General features: G+C 69.8%; 11 protein-coding genes. 7 read left to right on the top strand and 4 right to left on the bottom strand.

Translation table 11 applies throughout. The features are described from left to right. Positions 1-44: 44 nt before the first annotated feature. The 6 genes from SB816_RS15565 (at position 45) to SB816_RS15540 (ending at position 5,580) form a co-directional block, all read left to right on the top strand. Entirely contained in the window at positions 45-872 is an 828-nt protein-coding gene (locus SB816_RS15565) for an IclR family transcriptional regulator (RefSeq protein WP_240317412.1), read from the top strand. A 44-nt stretch (positions 873-916) separates the two neighbouring features. Next, positions 917-2,089: an acetyl-CoA acetyltransferase gene (locus tag SB816_RS15560; protein ID WP_054504072.1), complete on the top strand. Its 1,173-nt coding sequence runs from the start codon at positions 917-919 to the stop codon at positions 2,087-2,089. Beyond that, positions 2,086-3,717, top strand: coding sequence for an acyl-CoA synthetase (locus SB816_RS15555; RefSeq protein WP_410547253.1), 1,632 nt, complete (start codon positions 2,086-2,088; stop codon positions 3,715-3,717). Before SB816_RS15560 ends, SB816_RS15555 begins: the two co-directional genes overlap by 4 nt. A gap of 84 nt (positions 3,718-3,801) precedes the next feature. Continuing rightward, positions 3,802-4,566 (top strand): SDR family NAD(P)-dependent oxidoreductase, encoded by a 765-nt coding sequence (locus SB816_RS15550; RefSeq protein ID WP_410547252.1) that lies wholly within the window; start codon positions 3,802-3,804, stop codon positions 4,564-4,566. A 58-nt stretch (positions 4,567-4,624) separates the two neighbouring features. Then, positions 4,625-5,188 (top strand): PCC domain-containing protein, encoded by a 564-nt coding sequence (locus SB816_RS15545; protein WP_049054485.1) that lies wholly within the window; start codon positions 4,625-4,627, stop codon positions 5,186-5,188. 2 nt (positions 5,189-5,190) lie between these two features. After that, positions 5,191-5,580 (top strand): PPC domain-containing DNA-binding protein, encoded by a 390-nt coding sequence (locus tag SB816_RS15540; protein ID WP_049074612.1) that lies wholly within the window; start codon positions 5,191-5,193, stop codon positions 5,578-5,580. A gap of 41 nt (positions 5,581-5,621) precedes the next feature. Here SB816_RS15540 and chrA read toward each other — a convergent pair whose 3' ends face one another. From chrA to SB816_RS15525, 3 genes are all read right to left on the bottom strand, one after another. Beyond that, positions 5,622-7,058, bottom strand: coding sequence for a chromate efflux transporter (gene chrA / locus SB816_RS15535; protein ID WP_410547251.1), 1,437 nt, complete (start codon positions 7,056-7,058; stop codon positions 5,622-5,624). A gap of 120 nt (positions 7,059-7,178) precedes the next feature. Next, positions 7,179-8,147 (bottom strand): chromate resistance protein ChrB domain-containing protein, encoded by a 969-nt coding sequence (locus tag SB816_RS15530; protein WP_144655108.1) that lies wholly within the window; start codon positions 8,145-8,147, stop codon positions 7,179-7,181. Positions 8,148-8,260: 113 nt separating this feature from the next. Then, positions 8,261-9,229: a LysR family transcriptional regulator gene (locus SB816_RS15525; RefSeq protein ID WP_410547250.1), complete on the bottom strand. Its 969-nt coding sequence runs from the start codon at positions 9,227-9,229 to the stop codon at positions 8,261-8,263. 150 nt (positions 9,230-9,379) lie between these two features. Between SB816_RS15525 and SB816_RS15520 the strand changes: the two genes are divergently transcribed. After that, complete coding sequence (locus SB816_RS15520) at positions 9,380-11,983, top strand: penicillin G acylase (RefSeq protein WP_064523634.1); 2,604 nt, start codon at positions 9,380-9,382, stop codon at positions 11,981-11,983. Here the strand turns inward: SB816_RS15520 and cydC are convergent. After that, complete coding sequence (gene cydC, locus SB816_RS15515) at positions 11,949-15,560, bottom strand: thiol reductant ABC exporter subunit CydC (RefSeq protein WP_175168124.1); 3,612 nt, start codon at positions 15,558-15,560, stop codon at positions 11,949-11,951. The two genes, SB816_RS15520 and cydC, sit on opposite strands and share 35 nt — an antisense overlap. Positions 15,561-15,589 lie beyond the last annotated feature (29 nt).

The raw sequence follows: 15,589 nt of genomic DNA, 5'->3' as shown, positions 1-15,589 counted from the left end.
TTGATGGTCCACAAAATGGACCTGATGAAAACACAGGCGGAGACGTGACGGAGACCTCATCCCAGGTCGGTGGCGCCCAGGCGATATCCCGCGCCATGCTGGTGCTGCGCGCGGTGTCGCGCACCCGCGGCGAAGGCGCGGGCCTGCTGGCGTTGACGCGCGACACGGGCATGAGCAAGCCCACCGTGCACCGCATCCTGGCCGCCCTGGCCGCCGAAGGCATGGTCGAACAGGACCTGGCCAGCCGCCGCTACTTTCTGGGCCCCGAATGCCACGTGCTGGGCAACATCGCCAGCGAGCGCTTCGGCATCAACCGGCTGGCCGCGCCGGTGGTGGCGCGACTGGCGCACGAGTGCGGCGATTCCGCCTTCTTTTCACTGCGCCGCGACGTGTTCGCGGTCTGCGTGCTGCGCGAGGATGGCGACTATCCGCTCAAGACCCACGTGCTGCTGCCGGGCGACCGGCATCCGCTGGGCATCGGCGCCGGCAGCCTGGCGATCCTGGCGGCGTTGCCCGACGACGAGGTCGATGCCTGCCTGCAGGCCAATGCGGCCCTGATCGAGCGGCGCTATCCGCATTACTCCGTGGCGCTGATCCGCACGCTGGTCGATGAGGTGCGCGAGCAGGGCTATGCCGTCAACCGCGGCCTGGTGGTGCCGGGCTCGTGGGGCATCGGCATGCCGCTGCGCGATGAACAGGGACACGTGCTGGGCGCGCTCAGCATCGCCGCGGTCGAATCGCGCATGGACGAGGAAAGACAGTTCCAACTGGCCAAGCTGTTGTCACGCGAGGCCAAACGCCTGCTTGCGCAGGCCAACCCGGCAGGCCGCGAGGCGCGGGCGCGCCCGCAGGCCGCCAAGCCCAGGCCCTGATCCGCCGTGCCGGCGGGGCGGGGCTGCCAACAGAGGAGACAGCAATGAGCAAGCGTGCCGTCATCGTGGGGTGGTCGCACACCCCGTTCGGCAAACTCGACGACCCCGACACCGAAAGCCTGATGGCGCGGGTATCCGGCGCCGCGCTCGACCACGCGGGCATCAGCCCCGAGGCGGTGGACGGCATCTATGCCGGCGTCATGAACAGCGGTTTCCAGAAACAGGATTTCCAGGCGGCGCTGGTGGCGCTGGCCGAGCCGGCACTGGCGTATGTGCCGGCGACGCGGCTGGAGAATGCCTGCGCCACCGGCTCGGCCGCGCTGTACGCGGCCATGGATTTCATCGAGGCCGGACGCGGCCGCGTGGCGCTGGTGGTGGGGGCCGAGAAGATGACCGCGCGTTCCACCGAGGACACCGGCGACATTCTGCTCAATGCCAGCTACCGCAAGGAAGAGGCCAACCTGCCGGGCGGCTTTGCCGGCGTGTTCAGCCGCATCGCCACCGCCTATTTCGAGCGCCATGGCGACCACGGCGAGGCGCTGGCCCGCATCGCGGCCAAGAACCACGCCAATGCGCTGGACAACCCTTACGCGCAGATCCGCAAGGACCTGGGCTTCGAGTTTTGCAATACCGTCTCCGAGAAAAACCCTTATGTGGCGGCGCCGTTGCGCCGTACCGATTGCTCGCCTATTTCCGACGGCGCGGCGGCGCTGGTGCTGGCCGACGCGGAAACCGCGGCGGGCCTGCGCCGCGCCATCGGCTTTCGCGCCCGGCGCCACGTCAATGATTTCCTGCCGCTGAGCCGGCGCGATCCGATCGCGTTCGATGGCGCGGCGCGCGCCTGGCGCGAGGCGCTGGCCGATGCCGGCGCGACCCTGGATGACCTGAGCCTGGTGGAGACGCATGACTGCTTCACCATCGCCGAACTGATCGAGTACGAGGCCATGGGCCTGGCGCCGCGCGGCCACGGCGTGCGGGCGCTGCGGGAAGGCTGGGTGCAGAAGGGCGGACGCCTGCCGGTCAACCCGTCGGGCGGGCTCAAGGCGAAGGGCCATCCGGTGGGCGCCACCGGCGTGTCGCTGCACGTCATGGCGTGTCTGCAACTGGCCGGCGAGGCCGGCGCCATGCAGGTGCCGGACGCGACGCTGGCCGGCGTCTTCAACATGGGCGGCGCGGCCGTGGCCAATTACGTCAGCATCCTGGAGCGCGTCAAATGAGCGGCCCGCTGGAGCAGGCCCTGGCGCCGCCGGGCGGGGTGGCGCCGGTGTCGCGCCGGGCCATGAACCTGGCGCATTTCCTGGTGCAGGCGGCGCGCCGCCACCCCACGCGCGCAGCGCTGGTCTGCGGCGAGGCCCGCCTGAACTGGCGCGAGCTGGACACGCGCACGGCCGCCCTGGCGCGGGCGCTGGCCGAGCGCGGCGTGGGCAAGGGCGACCGGGTGCTGGTGCACGCGCGCAACAGCTTCGCGTTCGCCGAAACCCTGTTCGCCGTGCTGCGGCTGGGCGCGGTCTGGGTGCCGACCAATTGCCGCATCTCGCCGGACGAGGCGGTCTATCTGGCGCGGGCGGCCGGGGTCAAGGCCTTCCTGTGCGAAGGCCAGTCCCCCGGGCACGCGGCGGCCGTGGCGCAGGCCATGCCCGACCTGGCCTTGCTGGCGCGGCTGGGCCCCGGCGAGTTCGGCGAGGCCGACACCGCTTCCCTGATCGCGGCGCATCTGGATGAGGCGCCGGCGGCCTGCGCCGACGTGGACTATGACGATCCCTGCTGGTTCTTCTTTACCTCCGGCACCACCGGCCATCCGAAGGCGGCGGTGCTGACGCATGGGCAGATGGCCTTCGTGCTGACCAACCACCTGTGCGATCTGATGCCGGGCACCACCGAGCACGACGTCAGCCTGGTGGTGGCGCCGTTGTCGCATGGCGCGGGCATCCATTTCCTGACCCAGGTGGCGCGCGCCGCCGCCACCGTGCTGCCCGAGGGCGAGCGCTTCGACCCGGAAGAGGCCTGGCGCCTGGTGCAGGCGCACCGGGTGACCAACATGTTCACCGTGCCGACCATCGTCAAGCTGCTGGTCGAACACCCGGCGGTGGACGCCTTCGACCACTCCAGCCTGCGCTACGTGATCTACGCCGGCGCGCCCATGTACCGCGAAGACCAGAAACGCGCGCTGGCCAAGCTGGGCCGGGTGCTGGTGCAGTACTTCGGCCTGGGCGAGGTCACGGGCAACATCACCGTGCTGCCGCCGCAACAGCACCATGACGGCGACGGCCCCGAGGCGCGCGTGGGCACCTGCGGCTACGAGCGCATCGGCATGCAGGTCAGCATCCAGGACGAGGCCGGCAATCCGTTGCCGGCGGGCCGGACGGGCGAGATCTGCGTCTGCGGGCCGGCGGTGTTCGCCGGCTATTACGACAACCCGGGCGCCAATGCCAAGGCCTTCCGCAACGGCTGGTTCCGCACCGGCGACCTGGGCTACCTGGACGACGCGGGCTACCTCTACATCACCGGCCGCGAATCCGATATGTACATCTCGGGCGGCTCCAATATCTATCCGCGCGAGGTCGAGGAAAAGGTGCTGGCGCATCCGGCGATCGCGGAGGCGGCGGTGCTGGGGGTGCCGGACCCGGTGTGGGGCGAGGTGGGGGTGATGGTGTGCGTGCTGCGACCCGGCGAGACACTGGAAGAGGAGGCCCTGCTGGCCTGGCTCGGATCGCGCATGGCGCGCTACAAGCTGCCGCGCCAGGTGTTCTTCTGGGATGCGCTGCCGCGGTCGGGCTACGGCAAGATCACCAAGAAGCTGGTGCGCGAGGCCCTGCGCGAGCGGGGCTGCCTGGCGCCCGCCTAGGAAACGGGGCCGCCGCGCGGCGGCCGCGCAAGAGGGTGCGGACATCGCGAACACATCGCGAGCACACAACGAGGAGACCGAATCATGGATGGAGCGCAGGAAGCGGTGCTGGTCACGGGGGGCGCGTCGGGCATCGGCCTGGCCGTCGCGCGGGGCCTGCTGGGCGCGGGACGCCGGGTGCTGGTGGCGGACGTGTCGCAGGAACGGCTGGACGAGGTGCGGGGCCTGGCGCCCGCGGAACGCCTGGGTTGCGTGCGGCTGGACGTATCCGACGAGGCGCAGGTGACCGAGGTCATGACGCGACTGGAAGTCGATTTCGGTCCGATCGCCGGGCTGGTCAACTCGGCCGGCATCGGCCGCGATGTGCCGTTCCTGGAGACGGACACGGCGTTGCTGCGGCGGATCCTGGAAGTTAACCTGGTGGGCTCGTTCGTGGTGGCGCGCGAGGCGGCCCGGCGCATGCGCGAACGCGGCCGCGGCTCGATCGTCAACATCGCGTCCGTGTCGGGTATCCGCGGCAACGCGGGCCGCGCGGCGTACGGGGCTTCCAAGGGAGGCGTGGTGACGCTGACGCGGGTGATGGCGGTGGAACTGGCCGCGTACGGTATCCGCGTGAACGCGGTGGCGCCGGGGCCGATCGAGACGCCGCTGGTGGGGCAGATGCATACCGACGAGGCGCGCGCGGCCTGGCGCCAGGTGGTGCCGCAGCATCGCTACGCCGCGCCGGAGGAACTGAACGGCACCATCGGCTGGCTGCTCGACGATTCGCTGTCCAGCTACGTGACGGGGCAGGTGATTTGTGTGGACGGCGGCTTCACCGCGGCGGGCATGCTGCCGGCGGTGCATTGACGCCCGCGTTTTCAGCTTTCATTCCCATCTTGCGCCACAAGCGCACGGAGTGCACATCATGCGAACCACCACCGTGGATCGTTCGTTGCGGGGATCACCAGTATTGCCCCGCCCCAGGACGCTGATACACCCGGGAGCCTTCAACCCGGTACGGATACACAGCCGCTGCGCGCGGCGCGGCCGCCATGTCCGGCTGGCGCTGCAGCCCGGCGCCAGCCTGTTCGAGGCGCTGGTCAATGGCCTGGCGCCGCTGGGCGTGGAGAACGCCTCGATGACGCTGCTGAGCGGCGAATTCAGCCATCTCGACTACTGCACCGCGCCGCCGGACCCGGCGCATCTGCGGGTGGTGGCGTACACCGCGCCGATCGCGGCGGGCGCGGCCACGCTGATCTTCGGCAACGCCACGCTGGGCAAGGGCGACAACGGCGAGCCGCTGGTGCACTGTCACGCTGCGTTCTGCGATCAGGGCGGGGCGCTGCTGGGCGGCCACCTGATTCCGCAGACATCGATCGTGGGCGCGGGGCCGGTGACGGTGCTGGTGACGGCGCTGGAGGGCTTCGAACTGCGTGCCACTTATGACGCGGAAACCAATTTGCGGCTATTGCAGCCGCGGGAGATCTGACGATGATGCCGGCCGAGGTCGAAAGCGGAAGCATGGGGCGGGTGGCGTATGCGCGCATCGGGCCCAACGAGGATCTGGTGCAGGGGGTCGAGAAGCTGTGCCTGGCGGAGGGGTTTCGCAACGCCTTCGTGCGCGGCGCGCTTGGGAGCCTGGTGGATGCCTGCCTGTATGCGCGGGGCGGGGAGGTGCGGCAGCTTGAGGGGCCGGCGGTGGAGATCGTGAGCCTGGCGGGAGAGGTGCGCGCGCAGGCGGACGGGTCGGTGGTGGCCTCGCTGTCGGGGGTGGTGGCGGACCCGGCGGGGCGGGTGCACGGCGGGGTGTTCGTCCCTGGGGCGAACCCTGTCTGTATGACGTTCGAGGTGACGTTGGAGGAGTGGCTGCCGGACGGGTGATGTGCGCTCGCCTGTGCCTCTTCTCGACGCAGGAGAAACGGCTACGCCGACCATCCCAGCAGATGGAAGGCGATGCCCGCCGCACAACAAATGCCCAGCGTGGTCATCATTCCGACCTTGAGCCGAAAGAGCATGAACATGGCGACGGCGGCCAGCAGCAAGGACCCTGGGTCCAGGCTTGCCAGAACGGGAATCTGCAGCGTGAAGCCATGCGCGTGCCTGACCTCGACCTGCCCGAACAAGGTGTGCAGGGCGAACCAGATCGCCAGGTTCAGGATGACGCCGACCACGGCGGCGGTGATGGTCGAGAGCGCCGCGCTCAGCGCCTTGTTGTTGCGCAGCGACTCCATGTACGGGGCGCCAACGAAGACCAGCAGGAAGGAGGGGGCAAACGTCGTCCATTTGGCGAGCACCCCGCCCAGCGTGCCCGCGAGGGCCGGATCGAGGGCGCCGGGCTGGCGGTAGGCGGCCATGAAGCCCACGAACTGCACCACGCTGATCAGCGGGCCGGGCGTGGTTTCGGCCATGCCCAGGCCGGCCAGCATTTCCCCAGGCGCGAGCCAGTGATAGTGCTCGACCGCCTGTTGCGCCACGTAGGAGAGAATCGCATAGGCGCCGCCGAACGTGACCACCGCCATCTTGCTGAAGAACTCGGCGATTCGCGTATAGACGTTGTCGGTTCCCAGCATCGTCACCAGGACGGCCAACGGAGCCAGCCAGGCGACCAGGTTGATGGCGAGGATCTTGACGGCCCGGGGGAGAGAAGGTTTTACGTGTTCCGGAACTTCGATGGCGAAGGCGGCGTCGATGGCGGCCGTCTGTCCTTCGTCCTTCGCGGCGGCGCCGTGGCCAGCCCCCGCCTTGATGCCCTGCCATCCAAGCGCGTTGCCGGCCAGGCCTGTCGCCGCGGCGGCGGCAATGATGAGGGGGAAGGGCGCGGCCAGGAAGAAAATGGCAATGAACGAGAGCCCCGCGACGCCCACCATCGTCCGCGTCTTGAGGGCTCGACGCCCCACCCGCTGGACGGCTTCCAGCACCACCGCCAGCACGGCCGCCTTCAAGCCGAAGAACAGCGCCTGTACCACGCCCACATCGCCGTAGCTCGCATAGATCCAGCTCAGGACGCCCAGGGCGATCAGGCCCGGAAAGATGAACAGAATGCCGGCGACCAACCCACCGCGGGTGCGGTGCAGCAGCCAGCCGATGTATACCGCCAGCTTGTGCGCTTCGGGGCCGGGAAGCAGCGTGCAGTAGTTCAGGGCGTGCAGGAATCGCGTTTCGCTGATCCAGCGCTTTTCCTCGACGAGAATCCGGTGCATCACCGCGATCTGTCCGGCAGGGCCGCCAAAGCTCAGGGCTGCGACGCGGCACCAGACCCGGAACGCCTCGCGGAAAGACACGCCGTGACGCTCGTGCGCCGGAACCCGTGGTTTTGTGGAATCGCCTGCGTCGAGCGGCTCGGCCGTTTTGGCTTTCATCTTTTCACCTGCTTGTTCTGTTCGTTGCCCGGTTTCTTCGGTGGGTCGTTGACTATGGGATATCGGCCAGGCGGTTCATGGCGGTTTCCGGCAGATAGCCCACCGCGCCGATCGGTCGCGCTAGGTCTTGTGGCCGGTGGCGAAGTGGGTATAGAGGGAGTCCAGCACCGCGCCGATTTCGGCCAGCAGGGCATCATCGTCATCCTGAATGCGCTTGCGGGCGCCGGCCAGCATGGCTTCGAACCCGGCCGCTTCCGGCACCGGCGTGCCGCCGACGTCCAGGGCGTGCACCAGTGCGCCCAGGCGCGCCAGGCCGCGATTCCCGTCCAGCCCAAAACTGGCGAGCAGGACCTCAAAGGAGACCCGCTCGCCCACGTGGGTGAATGTCGCCCCATCGAAATCGAAGCCCAGCGCGTCGGGCGGGCAATCGGAGGGCGTTTCCAGCCAGAGGAAGCGAGCGGCCGGATCGATGAACCGCTGGATCAGCCACGCGGACGCGACACGGTCGACCCAGAGATGACGCCGGGTCGCCCATAGACGCCCTTGGTAGCGGGTCGGATCGCGGCGCGCAATGCTTGCATCGACGGCGCGAGGTTCGCTGGGCGACAGGAGGGACTCGATGGCGTGGGCGAAGTCACGCCATTGCGCTTGGGCGCGCAGGGAGGCTTCGTTGGGGAAGAAATCCATCCGCCGCAGCGCCTGGAAACTGCGCTCGTGCCGGCGCGCCAGCCGATTCAATTCGGCGGGCTGCAGGGCAGGCAAGGTGGTGCGGCCTTCCGACAGTTCGGCCAGCCAGCTTTCGTAGTCCTGGGTTCGGTCAAAACGTGAGACGAACGCCTCGGATTCCTCGGCATCTTTTGGCTGGACCTTCAGAAGCCAGGCTTGCCCGCCTTCATCTCGGGCCTCGGCTGCCAGGTCGGAAAGCTGGAAGGCCTGCTCGGCATGGGCGGGCAACAGGTAGGCCCCATCCCGCAACGCGGCGCAGCCCAGGGCTTTGACGGCTCGCCAGATCCGCATGCGCGCGGTGGCGCTGTCGGTCGGCAGGCTGACAATGAGGAGAAGCCAGGCAGGGGTGTGCGGCGCGTTCATGGCGGCAGAATATGGCCAGATCGCGATCTCTGCAATGATGTAGAGATCGCTACAAAGACTGCTTCGTTCGCCGGCATTGCCGCCCGGCTACCGGACGGGCTCGCACGCCTGCGCTAGGGCCTTGCGCCCCTGGCCGCTGTTTCCGTTTTCGCCAGTGCCGGCTGTTTGGGGCGGACGCTGGCGAAATCCGCCCAGCACTGCTGTGTGTAGCTGTAGAGCGCGTCCTGGGCCTTCAGCGGGCTGCGGCCGGCGAGGCGGGCGAGAACGTAGTGGCCCTGGCGCTGGGGGTCGGCAGGAAGAGGAACTTCGACCAGGTCGCCGGCCTGCTGCTCCTGGCGGGTGACGCAGATGACGCCCAGCAGCAGGGTGTCGGTGGCGAGGGCCAGGTGGACCAGGGGGGCCAGGCTTTCGCAGCGCACGCTGACCATCTGCTCGGGGGCGCCGGCGGGGCCGAGGGTTTCGGCCAGGCGCAGGGCGACCTCGGGGCTGAGGGTGCTGGAGGCGACGGGGTACTGGCGGATGTGATCGATGGTGGGGCGGCGGTGGGCCAGGATGGGGTGATCCTTGCGACAGACCATGCCGGCGCGCAGGGGCGCGAGCGGCCGGGTCTCGATGTCGGCGGCGCCGTACAGCATGCGGGCGTCGCAGACCATGGCGTCGATGCGTTCGGCGCGCAGCAGATCGAGCAGGGTGGCGGTGGTGCCGAGTTCGGCCGCCACGCGCACCTGCGGATGGCGAGCGGCCATGTGCGCCAGGAACGGCGTCAGCAACAGCGAGGCGGGGGTGGGACTGAGTCCGATAGACAGGGTGCCCGATTCGCCGCCGGCCAGTGTCTTGAGCTCGCGCCGCAGCTCGGCTTCTTCGTAGCGCATGCGGCGGGCGCGTTCCGCGACGCAGGCGCCGTAAGGCGTGAGGCGCACCTGGCGGGTGCCGCGGTCCAGCAGCGGCAGGCCAAGCTCGGCCTCCAGCGCCTGGATGCTGCGGCTGAGCGCGGGTTGCGACAGGTTGACCTTGTCGGCGGCGCGCGAAAAGGTGCCGTGTTCGACCACGGCGAGCAGGTGCTTGAGTTTCTGGAAGTCCATGTGCCAACCGCATGAATCATATGAATCAAATGCATTGGAATTATAGATTGGGCCTCCGTATGATGGTCCGCGGACGGCGCCCGGCAGAGGCGCCGCCATCGCCCGCGGCAGGCTCGCGGCGCGGTCCCATTCGATACGGAGACAGATTCAATGAAGCAGCATGTGTTGTCGGCCGCCCTGTTGGCGGCCAGTTCGTGCCTGCCCGCGATGGCGGCGCAGGCCGTGGCGCAACCCGTGGCGACGGCCGCCGGACAGGCCGCCGAGGCCGTCGCGGCGCCGCCGCAGGGCGCCGATGGCAAGGTCACGATCCGGCGTGACGCCTATGGCATGCCGCACGTCTATGCGGACACGGTGTACGGCATCTTCTATGGCTACGGCTACGCGGTGGCGCAGGACAGGCTGTTCCAGATGGAGATGGCGCGCCGCAGCACCCAGGGCCGGGTGGCCGAGGTGCTGGGCGCGTCGATGGTGGGGTTCGACAAGTCGATCCGCGCCAATTTCTCGCCCGAGCGCATCCAGCGCCAATTGGCGGCGCTGCCGGCCTCGGACCGCCAGGTGCTGGACGGCTACGCGGCCGGCATGAACGCCTGGCTGGCGCGGGTGCGGGCCGAGCCCGGCACGTTGATGCCCAAGGAGTTCAACGACCTGGGCTTCGCGCCGGCCGACTGGACCGCCTACGACGTGGCGATGATCTTCATCGGCACCATGGCCAACCGCTTCTCGGACGCCAACAGCGAGATCGACAACCTGGCGCTGCTGACGGCGCTCAAGGACAGGCACGGCGACGCCGAGGCCATGCGCATCTTCAACCAACTGCGCTGGCTGACCGACAGCCGCGCGCCGACCACGGTGCCGCCCGAAGCGGGCAGCTACCAGCCGGCCGTGTTCCAGCCGGACGGCGCGGACAGGCTGGCCTACGCGCTGCCGCGCTACGACGGCACGCCGCCGATGCTCGAACGCGTGGTGCGCGATCCGGCCACGCGCGGCGTGGTCGATGGCGCGCCGGCGACACTGCGGGCGCAACTGGCCGAGCAGTACGCGCAATCGGGCCAGCCGGGCATCGCCGGCTTTCCCACCACCAGCAACATGTGGATCGTGGGCCGCGACCATGCCAAGGACGCCCGTTCGATCCTGCTGAACGGTCCGCAGTTCGGCTGGTGGAACCCGGCCTACACCTACGGCATCGGCCTGCACGGCGCCGGCTTCGACGTGGTCGGCAACACGCCGTTCGCCTATCCCGGCATTCTGTTCGGCCACAACGCGCACGTGGCCTGGGGCTCGACCGCCGGTTTCGGCGATGACGTCGACATCTTCGCGGAAAAGCTCGATCCGGCCGACCGCACCCGTTATTTCCACGACGGTCAATGGAAGACGCTGGAAAAACGCACCGACCTGATCCTGGTGAAGGACGCGGCGCCGGTGACGCTGGACGTGTACCGCAGCGTGCACGGCCTGATCGTCAAGTTCGACGACGCGCAGCACGTGGCCTACGCCAAGGCGCGCGCCTGGGAAGGCTTCGAATTGCAGTCGCTGATGGCCTGGACCCGCAAGACGCAGTCGGCCAACTGGGAACAATGGAAGGCGCAGGCGGCGCGCCACGCGTTGACCATCAACTGGTACTACGCCGACGACCGCGGCAACATCGGCTACGCCCATACCGGCTTCTATCCAAGGCGCCGCCCGGGCCATGACCCGCGCCTGCCGGTGCCGGGCACGGGCGAGATGGACTGGCAGGGCCTGCTGCCGTTCTCGACCAATCCGCAGGTCTACAACCCGCGCCAGGGCTTCATCGCCAACTGGAACAACCAGCCGATGCGCGGTTACCCGTCCACCGACCTGTTCGCCATCGTCTGGGGCCAGGCCGACCGCTACGCCGAGATCGAGACGCGCCTGAAGGCCATGACCGCCAACGGCGGCAAGGTCAGCGCGCAGCAGATGTGGGACCTGATCCGCACCACCAGCTACGCCGACGTCAACCGCCGCCACTTCCTGCCGTTCCTGCAGCGCGCGGTGCAAGGGCTGCCGGCCGACGATCCGCGCGCGCGGCTGGTGGCGGGGCTGGCGGCGTGGGACGGCATGGCGACCAGCGAGCGCCAGCCGGGCTACTTCGACAACGCCGGTCCGGCGGTGATGGACGCCTGGCTGCGCGCCATGCTCAAGCGCACGCTGGCCGACGAGATGCCGGCCGACTTCTTCAAGTGGTACAGCGCCACCGGCTACCCGACGCCGCAGGCGCCGGCCACCGGTTCGCTCAACCTGACCGCCGGCGTCAAGGTGCTGTTCAACGCCCTGGCCGGCCCCGAGGCCGGGGTGCCGCAGCGCTATGACTTCTTCAACGGCGCGCGCGCCGACGACGTCATCCTGGCGGCGCTGGACGATGCGCTGGCGGCGTTGCGCCAGGCCTATGGGCAGGATCCGGCCGCGTGGAAGATCCCGGCGCCGCCGATGGTGTTCGCGCCCAAGAACTTCCTGGGCGTGCCGCAGGCCGACGCCAAGGCGGTGCTGAGCTACCCGGCCACGCAGAACCGCGGCACCGAGAACAACATGACGGTGTTCGACGGCAAATCGGTGCGGGCGGTGGACGTGGTGGCGCCGGGGCAGAGCGGCTTCGTCGCCCCGGATGGGACCCCGTCGCCGCATACCCGCGACCAGTTCGACCTGTACAACACCTTCGGCAGCAAGCGGGTGTGGTTCACGGCGGACGAGGTGCGGCGCAACGCTACGTCGGAAGAGACGTTGCGCTACCGGCGGTAAGGTCGCGCGCGCCCTGGTGGCTGGCAAGCCGGGCGTAGGCGCCTTGCTTGCGCAGCAGTTGGTCATGGGTGCCGGCCTCGGCCAGGGTGCCGTTGTCCAGCACCAGGATCAGGTCGGCGTCGCGGATGGTGGCCAGGCGGTGCGCGATCACCAGCGTGGTCCGGTGCCGCATCAGCACGTCCAGCGCGCCGCGCACCTGCATCTCCGACAGGGTGTCCAGGTGCGAGGTGGCTTCGTCCAGGATCAGCACCGGCGCGTTCTTCAGGAAGGCGCGCGCGATCGAGATGCGCTGGCGCTGGCCGCCCGACAGCTGCATGCCGCGCTCGCCGACGCGCGTGGCCAGGCCTTCGGGCAGGCTGCGCACGAAATCGCCGAGCGCGGCCTGTTCCAGTGCCCGCGTCAGTTCCTCGGGGCTGGCGTCGGGGCGCGCCAGGCGGATGTTGCCTTCGAGCGTGTCGTTGAACAGGTAGGTGTCCTGCGTCACCAGCGCGACGCGTTCGCGCAGGCCGTCCAGCCGCAGTTGGCGCACGTCCACGCCGTCGAGCTTGACCGCGCCCTGGCGCGGATCCCAGAAGCGCAGCAGCAGGCTGGCCACGGTGCTCTTGCCCGCGCCCGAGGCGCCGACCACGGCCACGGTGGCGCCGGCCGGCACGGTGAAGCTCAGGTCGCGCAGCGTGTCCTGGCTTTTGCCGGGATAGGTGAAATACACGTGGTCGAACGCCAGCGACAGGCCGTGCGGCGCCGCCGGCGGCGGCAGCGGGCCGTCGGTGACCGGCTCGGGTTCGTTGTTGACCACGTGCAGGCGGCGGGTGGCGGCGATGGTGTCGGCCAGTTGGCGGCTGACCTGCGAGATCTCCGACACCGGCAGGAAGGTCGCCAGCGCGATCAGCACCAGCAGCGGCAGCATGCTTGCCGAGAGGGCGCCGGCCGACACCTGCAGCGCGCCGACCACGGCCACCGCCAACCCGCCCAGGCCCATGGCGGTCTCGAACCAGGCGGTCTGGCGCGACAGGTCGCGCAGGATGTCCAGGCGGCGCACGCGGTACTGGTCGGCGACCCTGAGGAATTCCTCGCGGCGGCGGCCGGTGGCCTGGAAGGCGGTCAGGTCGGCCAGGCCCTGGATGGTGTCGGTGGTGTGCGCGCTCATCTCGCCCAGGGCGTGGCGGGCGCGGTCGCCCAGCGCGTCGACCTTGCGGCGGCCGCGCACCGGCGACACCAGCGCATAGGCCAGGAACGGCAGCAGCGCCAGCGCCACCGGCCAACTGTAGAACGCCAGGAAGCCCAGCACGGACAGCGGCACCAGCACCGAGACGATGGCCGGGGCGATGGTGTGGGCGTAGAAGTACTCGACCATCTCCACGTCCTGCGTCGCCAGCGCCACCAGGTCGCCCGAGCGGCGTTGCAGCAGATAGGCGGGCGCCAGCCGCTCCAGCTTGTCGTAGAGCTTGACGCGCATGTCCGCCAGCAACTGGTAGGCCATGGCGTGCGCCAGCCACGATTCGAGCCAGTGGAACAGCGCGGCCAGCGGCGCGGCGATCAGCAGGCCGATGATCAGCGCCGACGTGTCGCGGCCGTCGCGGATGGCGGCCACCACCAGCGCGCTCAGCACGCCGACGCCGATGAAGGCGGCCACGCGCGCCACGCCCAGCAGGATGGTGGCGATCAGGGTGCCGCGCCACGGTTGCACCACCGACAGCAGCGTGGCCAGCGTGGCGCGCCAGCCGACCTGTTCGGCGTCGGCGTCCAGCGGGCGCAGCGCCGGGCCCTGGCCGCCGGATTCATCGTCAGTGGCGTGCGCGGCGGGCGTGGTGTCGCGCGCCGTGGCGACGAGCGGCGCGCTCGGCGCGCTCAAGGCCAGGGCCTGTTCGTGCATCAGGCGGTAGTACAGGCCATGCTGGCGCATCAGCGCATCATGCGGGCCTTGCTCGACCACGCGGCCCTGGTCCAGCACCAGGCAGCGGTCGGCGCCGATCACGCTGGCCAGGCGGTGCGCCAGGATCAGCGTGGTGCGGCCGGCCATGAGGCGGTCCAGCGCCTGCTGGATCAGCGCTTCGTTCTCGGTGTCGACCGACGACAGCGCCTCGTCCAGGATCAGGATGGGCGCGTCGCGCAGCAGCGCGCGGGCGATCGCCACGCGCTGGCGCTGGCCACCCGACAGTTGCAGGCCGCGTTCGCCGATGCGGGTGGCATAGCCCTGCGGCAGCGCCATGATGAAGTCGTCGATATTGGCGGCGCGGGCGGCGGCGCGTACCTGTTCGTGGCTGGCGTCGGGCCGGCCCAGTCGCAGGTTCTCGTCGATGGTGCCGTGGAACAGCGTGATGTCCTGGCTGACCAGCGCCATCTGGCCCAGCAGCGTCTGCGTGTCGAGCTGGTTGACGTCGTGGCCGCCGACGCGGATGGCGCCGGCCTGCGGCACGCATTCGCGCAGCAGCAGGCGCACGATGGTGGACTTGCCGGCGCCGCTGGGGCCGACGATGCCGACGCGTTCGCCGGCGGCGACGCGGAACGACAGGCCCTGGTGCGCCGGGCGTTGCGGCGAATACGAGAACGCCACCGCGTCGAATTCGATGGTGGGATCGAGCCGCGCGGGGGCGGCGCCCGCCTGCACGGCGGGGGCGGCGGTCAGCGGCTGCGCGTCCATCAGCGCGTGGATGCTGGCGGCGGCCGACTGGCCCAGCATGCCCCGGTGCAGCACCGAGCGCAGGTCGCGCAGCGGCCGGAAGATCTCGGTGCCGGCCATCAGCACGATCAACAGCGCTTCCACGCTCATGTCGCCAGCGGCCACGCGCCAGGCGCCGACCGTCAGCGCCAGCGCGGCGCCCAGCGCCACGCCCAGGTCGCTGATGCCGCGTGTCAGCAGGCTCACCGACAGCACCCAGAAGGTGTTGTCCGACAGGGCGCGGGCGCGCGCGGCCAGGCGCTGGCCAAAGGTCTTGCCCTGGCCGTACGACTTGAGCGTCGGCAGGCCCTGGACGGCGTCCAGGAATTCCTCGCCGAACTCGTTCAGCGAGCGCGTGCGCGCCAGGCTGGCGCGGCGGTCGAGCATGTGCACGGCCATCGGCCCGAACAGCGCGAACAGCGCCGCCACCAGGAACACCAGCGCGGTCGGCACGTCCCAGAAGGCGATGACGGCGAAGATGGCGAACGGCGCGGCCGCGGCGATGGCGACCTGCGGCAGGTACTGGCCGAAGAAGGTCTGCAGTTGCTCCACGCCGTCCACCACCGTCAGCATCACGCCGCCGGTGCGCTGGTTGGCGAACCAGGCCGGCCCCAATGCCACGATGCGGTCGTAGAGCCGCGCGCGCAGCGTCTGCTGTACCTGGGCCGAGCAGCGGTTGGCCTGCACCGTGCGCAGGTGGTCGAGCAGGGCGCGCAGCAGCACCATGGCGCCGGCGCACAGGGCCGGCGCGAGCCAGTCCTGCCAGGGCGCGCCGTCGAACACCCTTGCCAGCAACTGGCCCAGGAACACATAGCGGGCGATGCCCGCCGCCAATGCCAGCAGGCCGAGGAAAATGCCGCCCGCCATGCCGGCGCGCAGCCCCGCGGTCAGTTGCCAAAGCCTCGAATCGAAATACATATCAATGCTCCCTCCAGAGCCTGCATGGT

It is taken from the genome of Achromobacter sp. SIMBA_011, assembly GCF_046535435.1.
In the GTDB taxonomy this organism is placed as follows: domain Bacteria; phylum Pseudomonadota; class Gammaproteobacteria; order Burkholderiales; family Burkholderiaceae_B; genus Achromobacter; species Achromobacter dolens.
The sequence above is the reverse complement of the archived record's forward strand: the minus strand, read 5'-3'. Positions and strand labels throughout refer to the sequence as shown.

Excerpts from the sequence above, each read along its gene's own strand:
- SB816_RS15560 (WP_054504072.1), top strand. The coding sequence starts at position 917 with ATGAGCAAGCGTGCCGTCATCGTGGGGTGGTCGCACACCCCGTTCGGC.
- SB816_RS15555 (WP_410547253.1), top strand. The coding sequence starts at position 2,086 with ATGAGCGGCCCGCTGGAGCAGGCCCTGGCGCCGCCGGGCGGGGTGGCG.
- SB816_RS15550 (WP_410547252.1), top strand. The coding sequence starts at position 3,802 with ATGGATGGAGCGCAGGAAGCGGTGCTGGTCACGGGGGGCGCGTCGGGC.
- SB816_RS15545 (WP_049054485.1), top strand. The coding sequence starts at position 4,625 with ATGCGAACCACCACCGTGGATCGTTCGTTGCGGGGATCACCAGTATTG.
- SB816_RS15540 (WP_049074612.1), top strand. The coding sequence starts at position 5,191 with ATGATGCCGGCCGAGGTCGAAAGCGGAAGCATGGGGCGGGTGGCGTAT.
- chrA (WP_410547251.1), bottom strand. The coding sequence starts at position 7,058 with ATGAAAGCCAAAACGGCCGAGCCGCTCGACGCAGGCGATTCCACAAAA.
- SB816_RS15530 (WP_144655108.1), bottom strand. The coding sequence starts at position 8,147 with ATGAACGCGCCGCACACCCCTGCCTGGCTTCTCCTCATTGTCAGCCTG.
- SB816_RS15525 (WP_410547250.1), bottom strand. The coding sequence starts at position 9,229 with ATGGACTTCCAGAAACTCAAGCACCTGCTCGCCGTGGTCGAACACGGC.
- SB816_RS15520 (WP_064523634.1), top strand. The coding sequence starts at position 9,380 with ATGAAGCAGCATGTGTTGTCGGCCGCCCTGTTGGCGGCCAGTTCGTGC.
- cydC (WP_175168124.1), bottom strand. The coding sequence starts at position 15,560 with ATGTATTTCGATTCGAGGCTTTGGCAACTGACCGCGGGGCTGCGCGCC.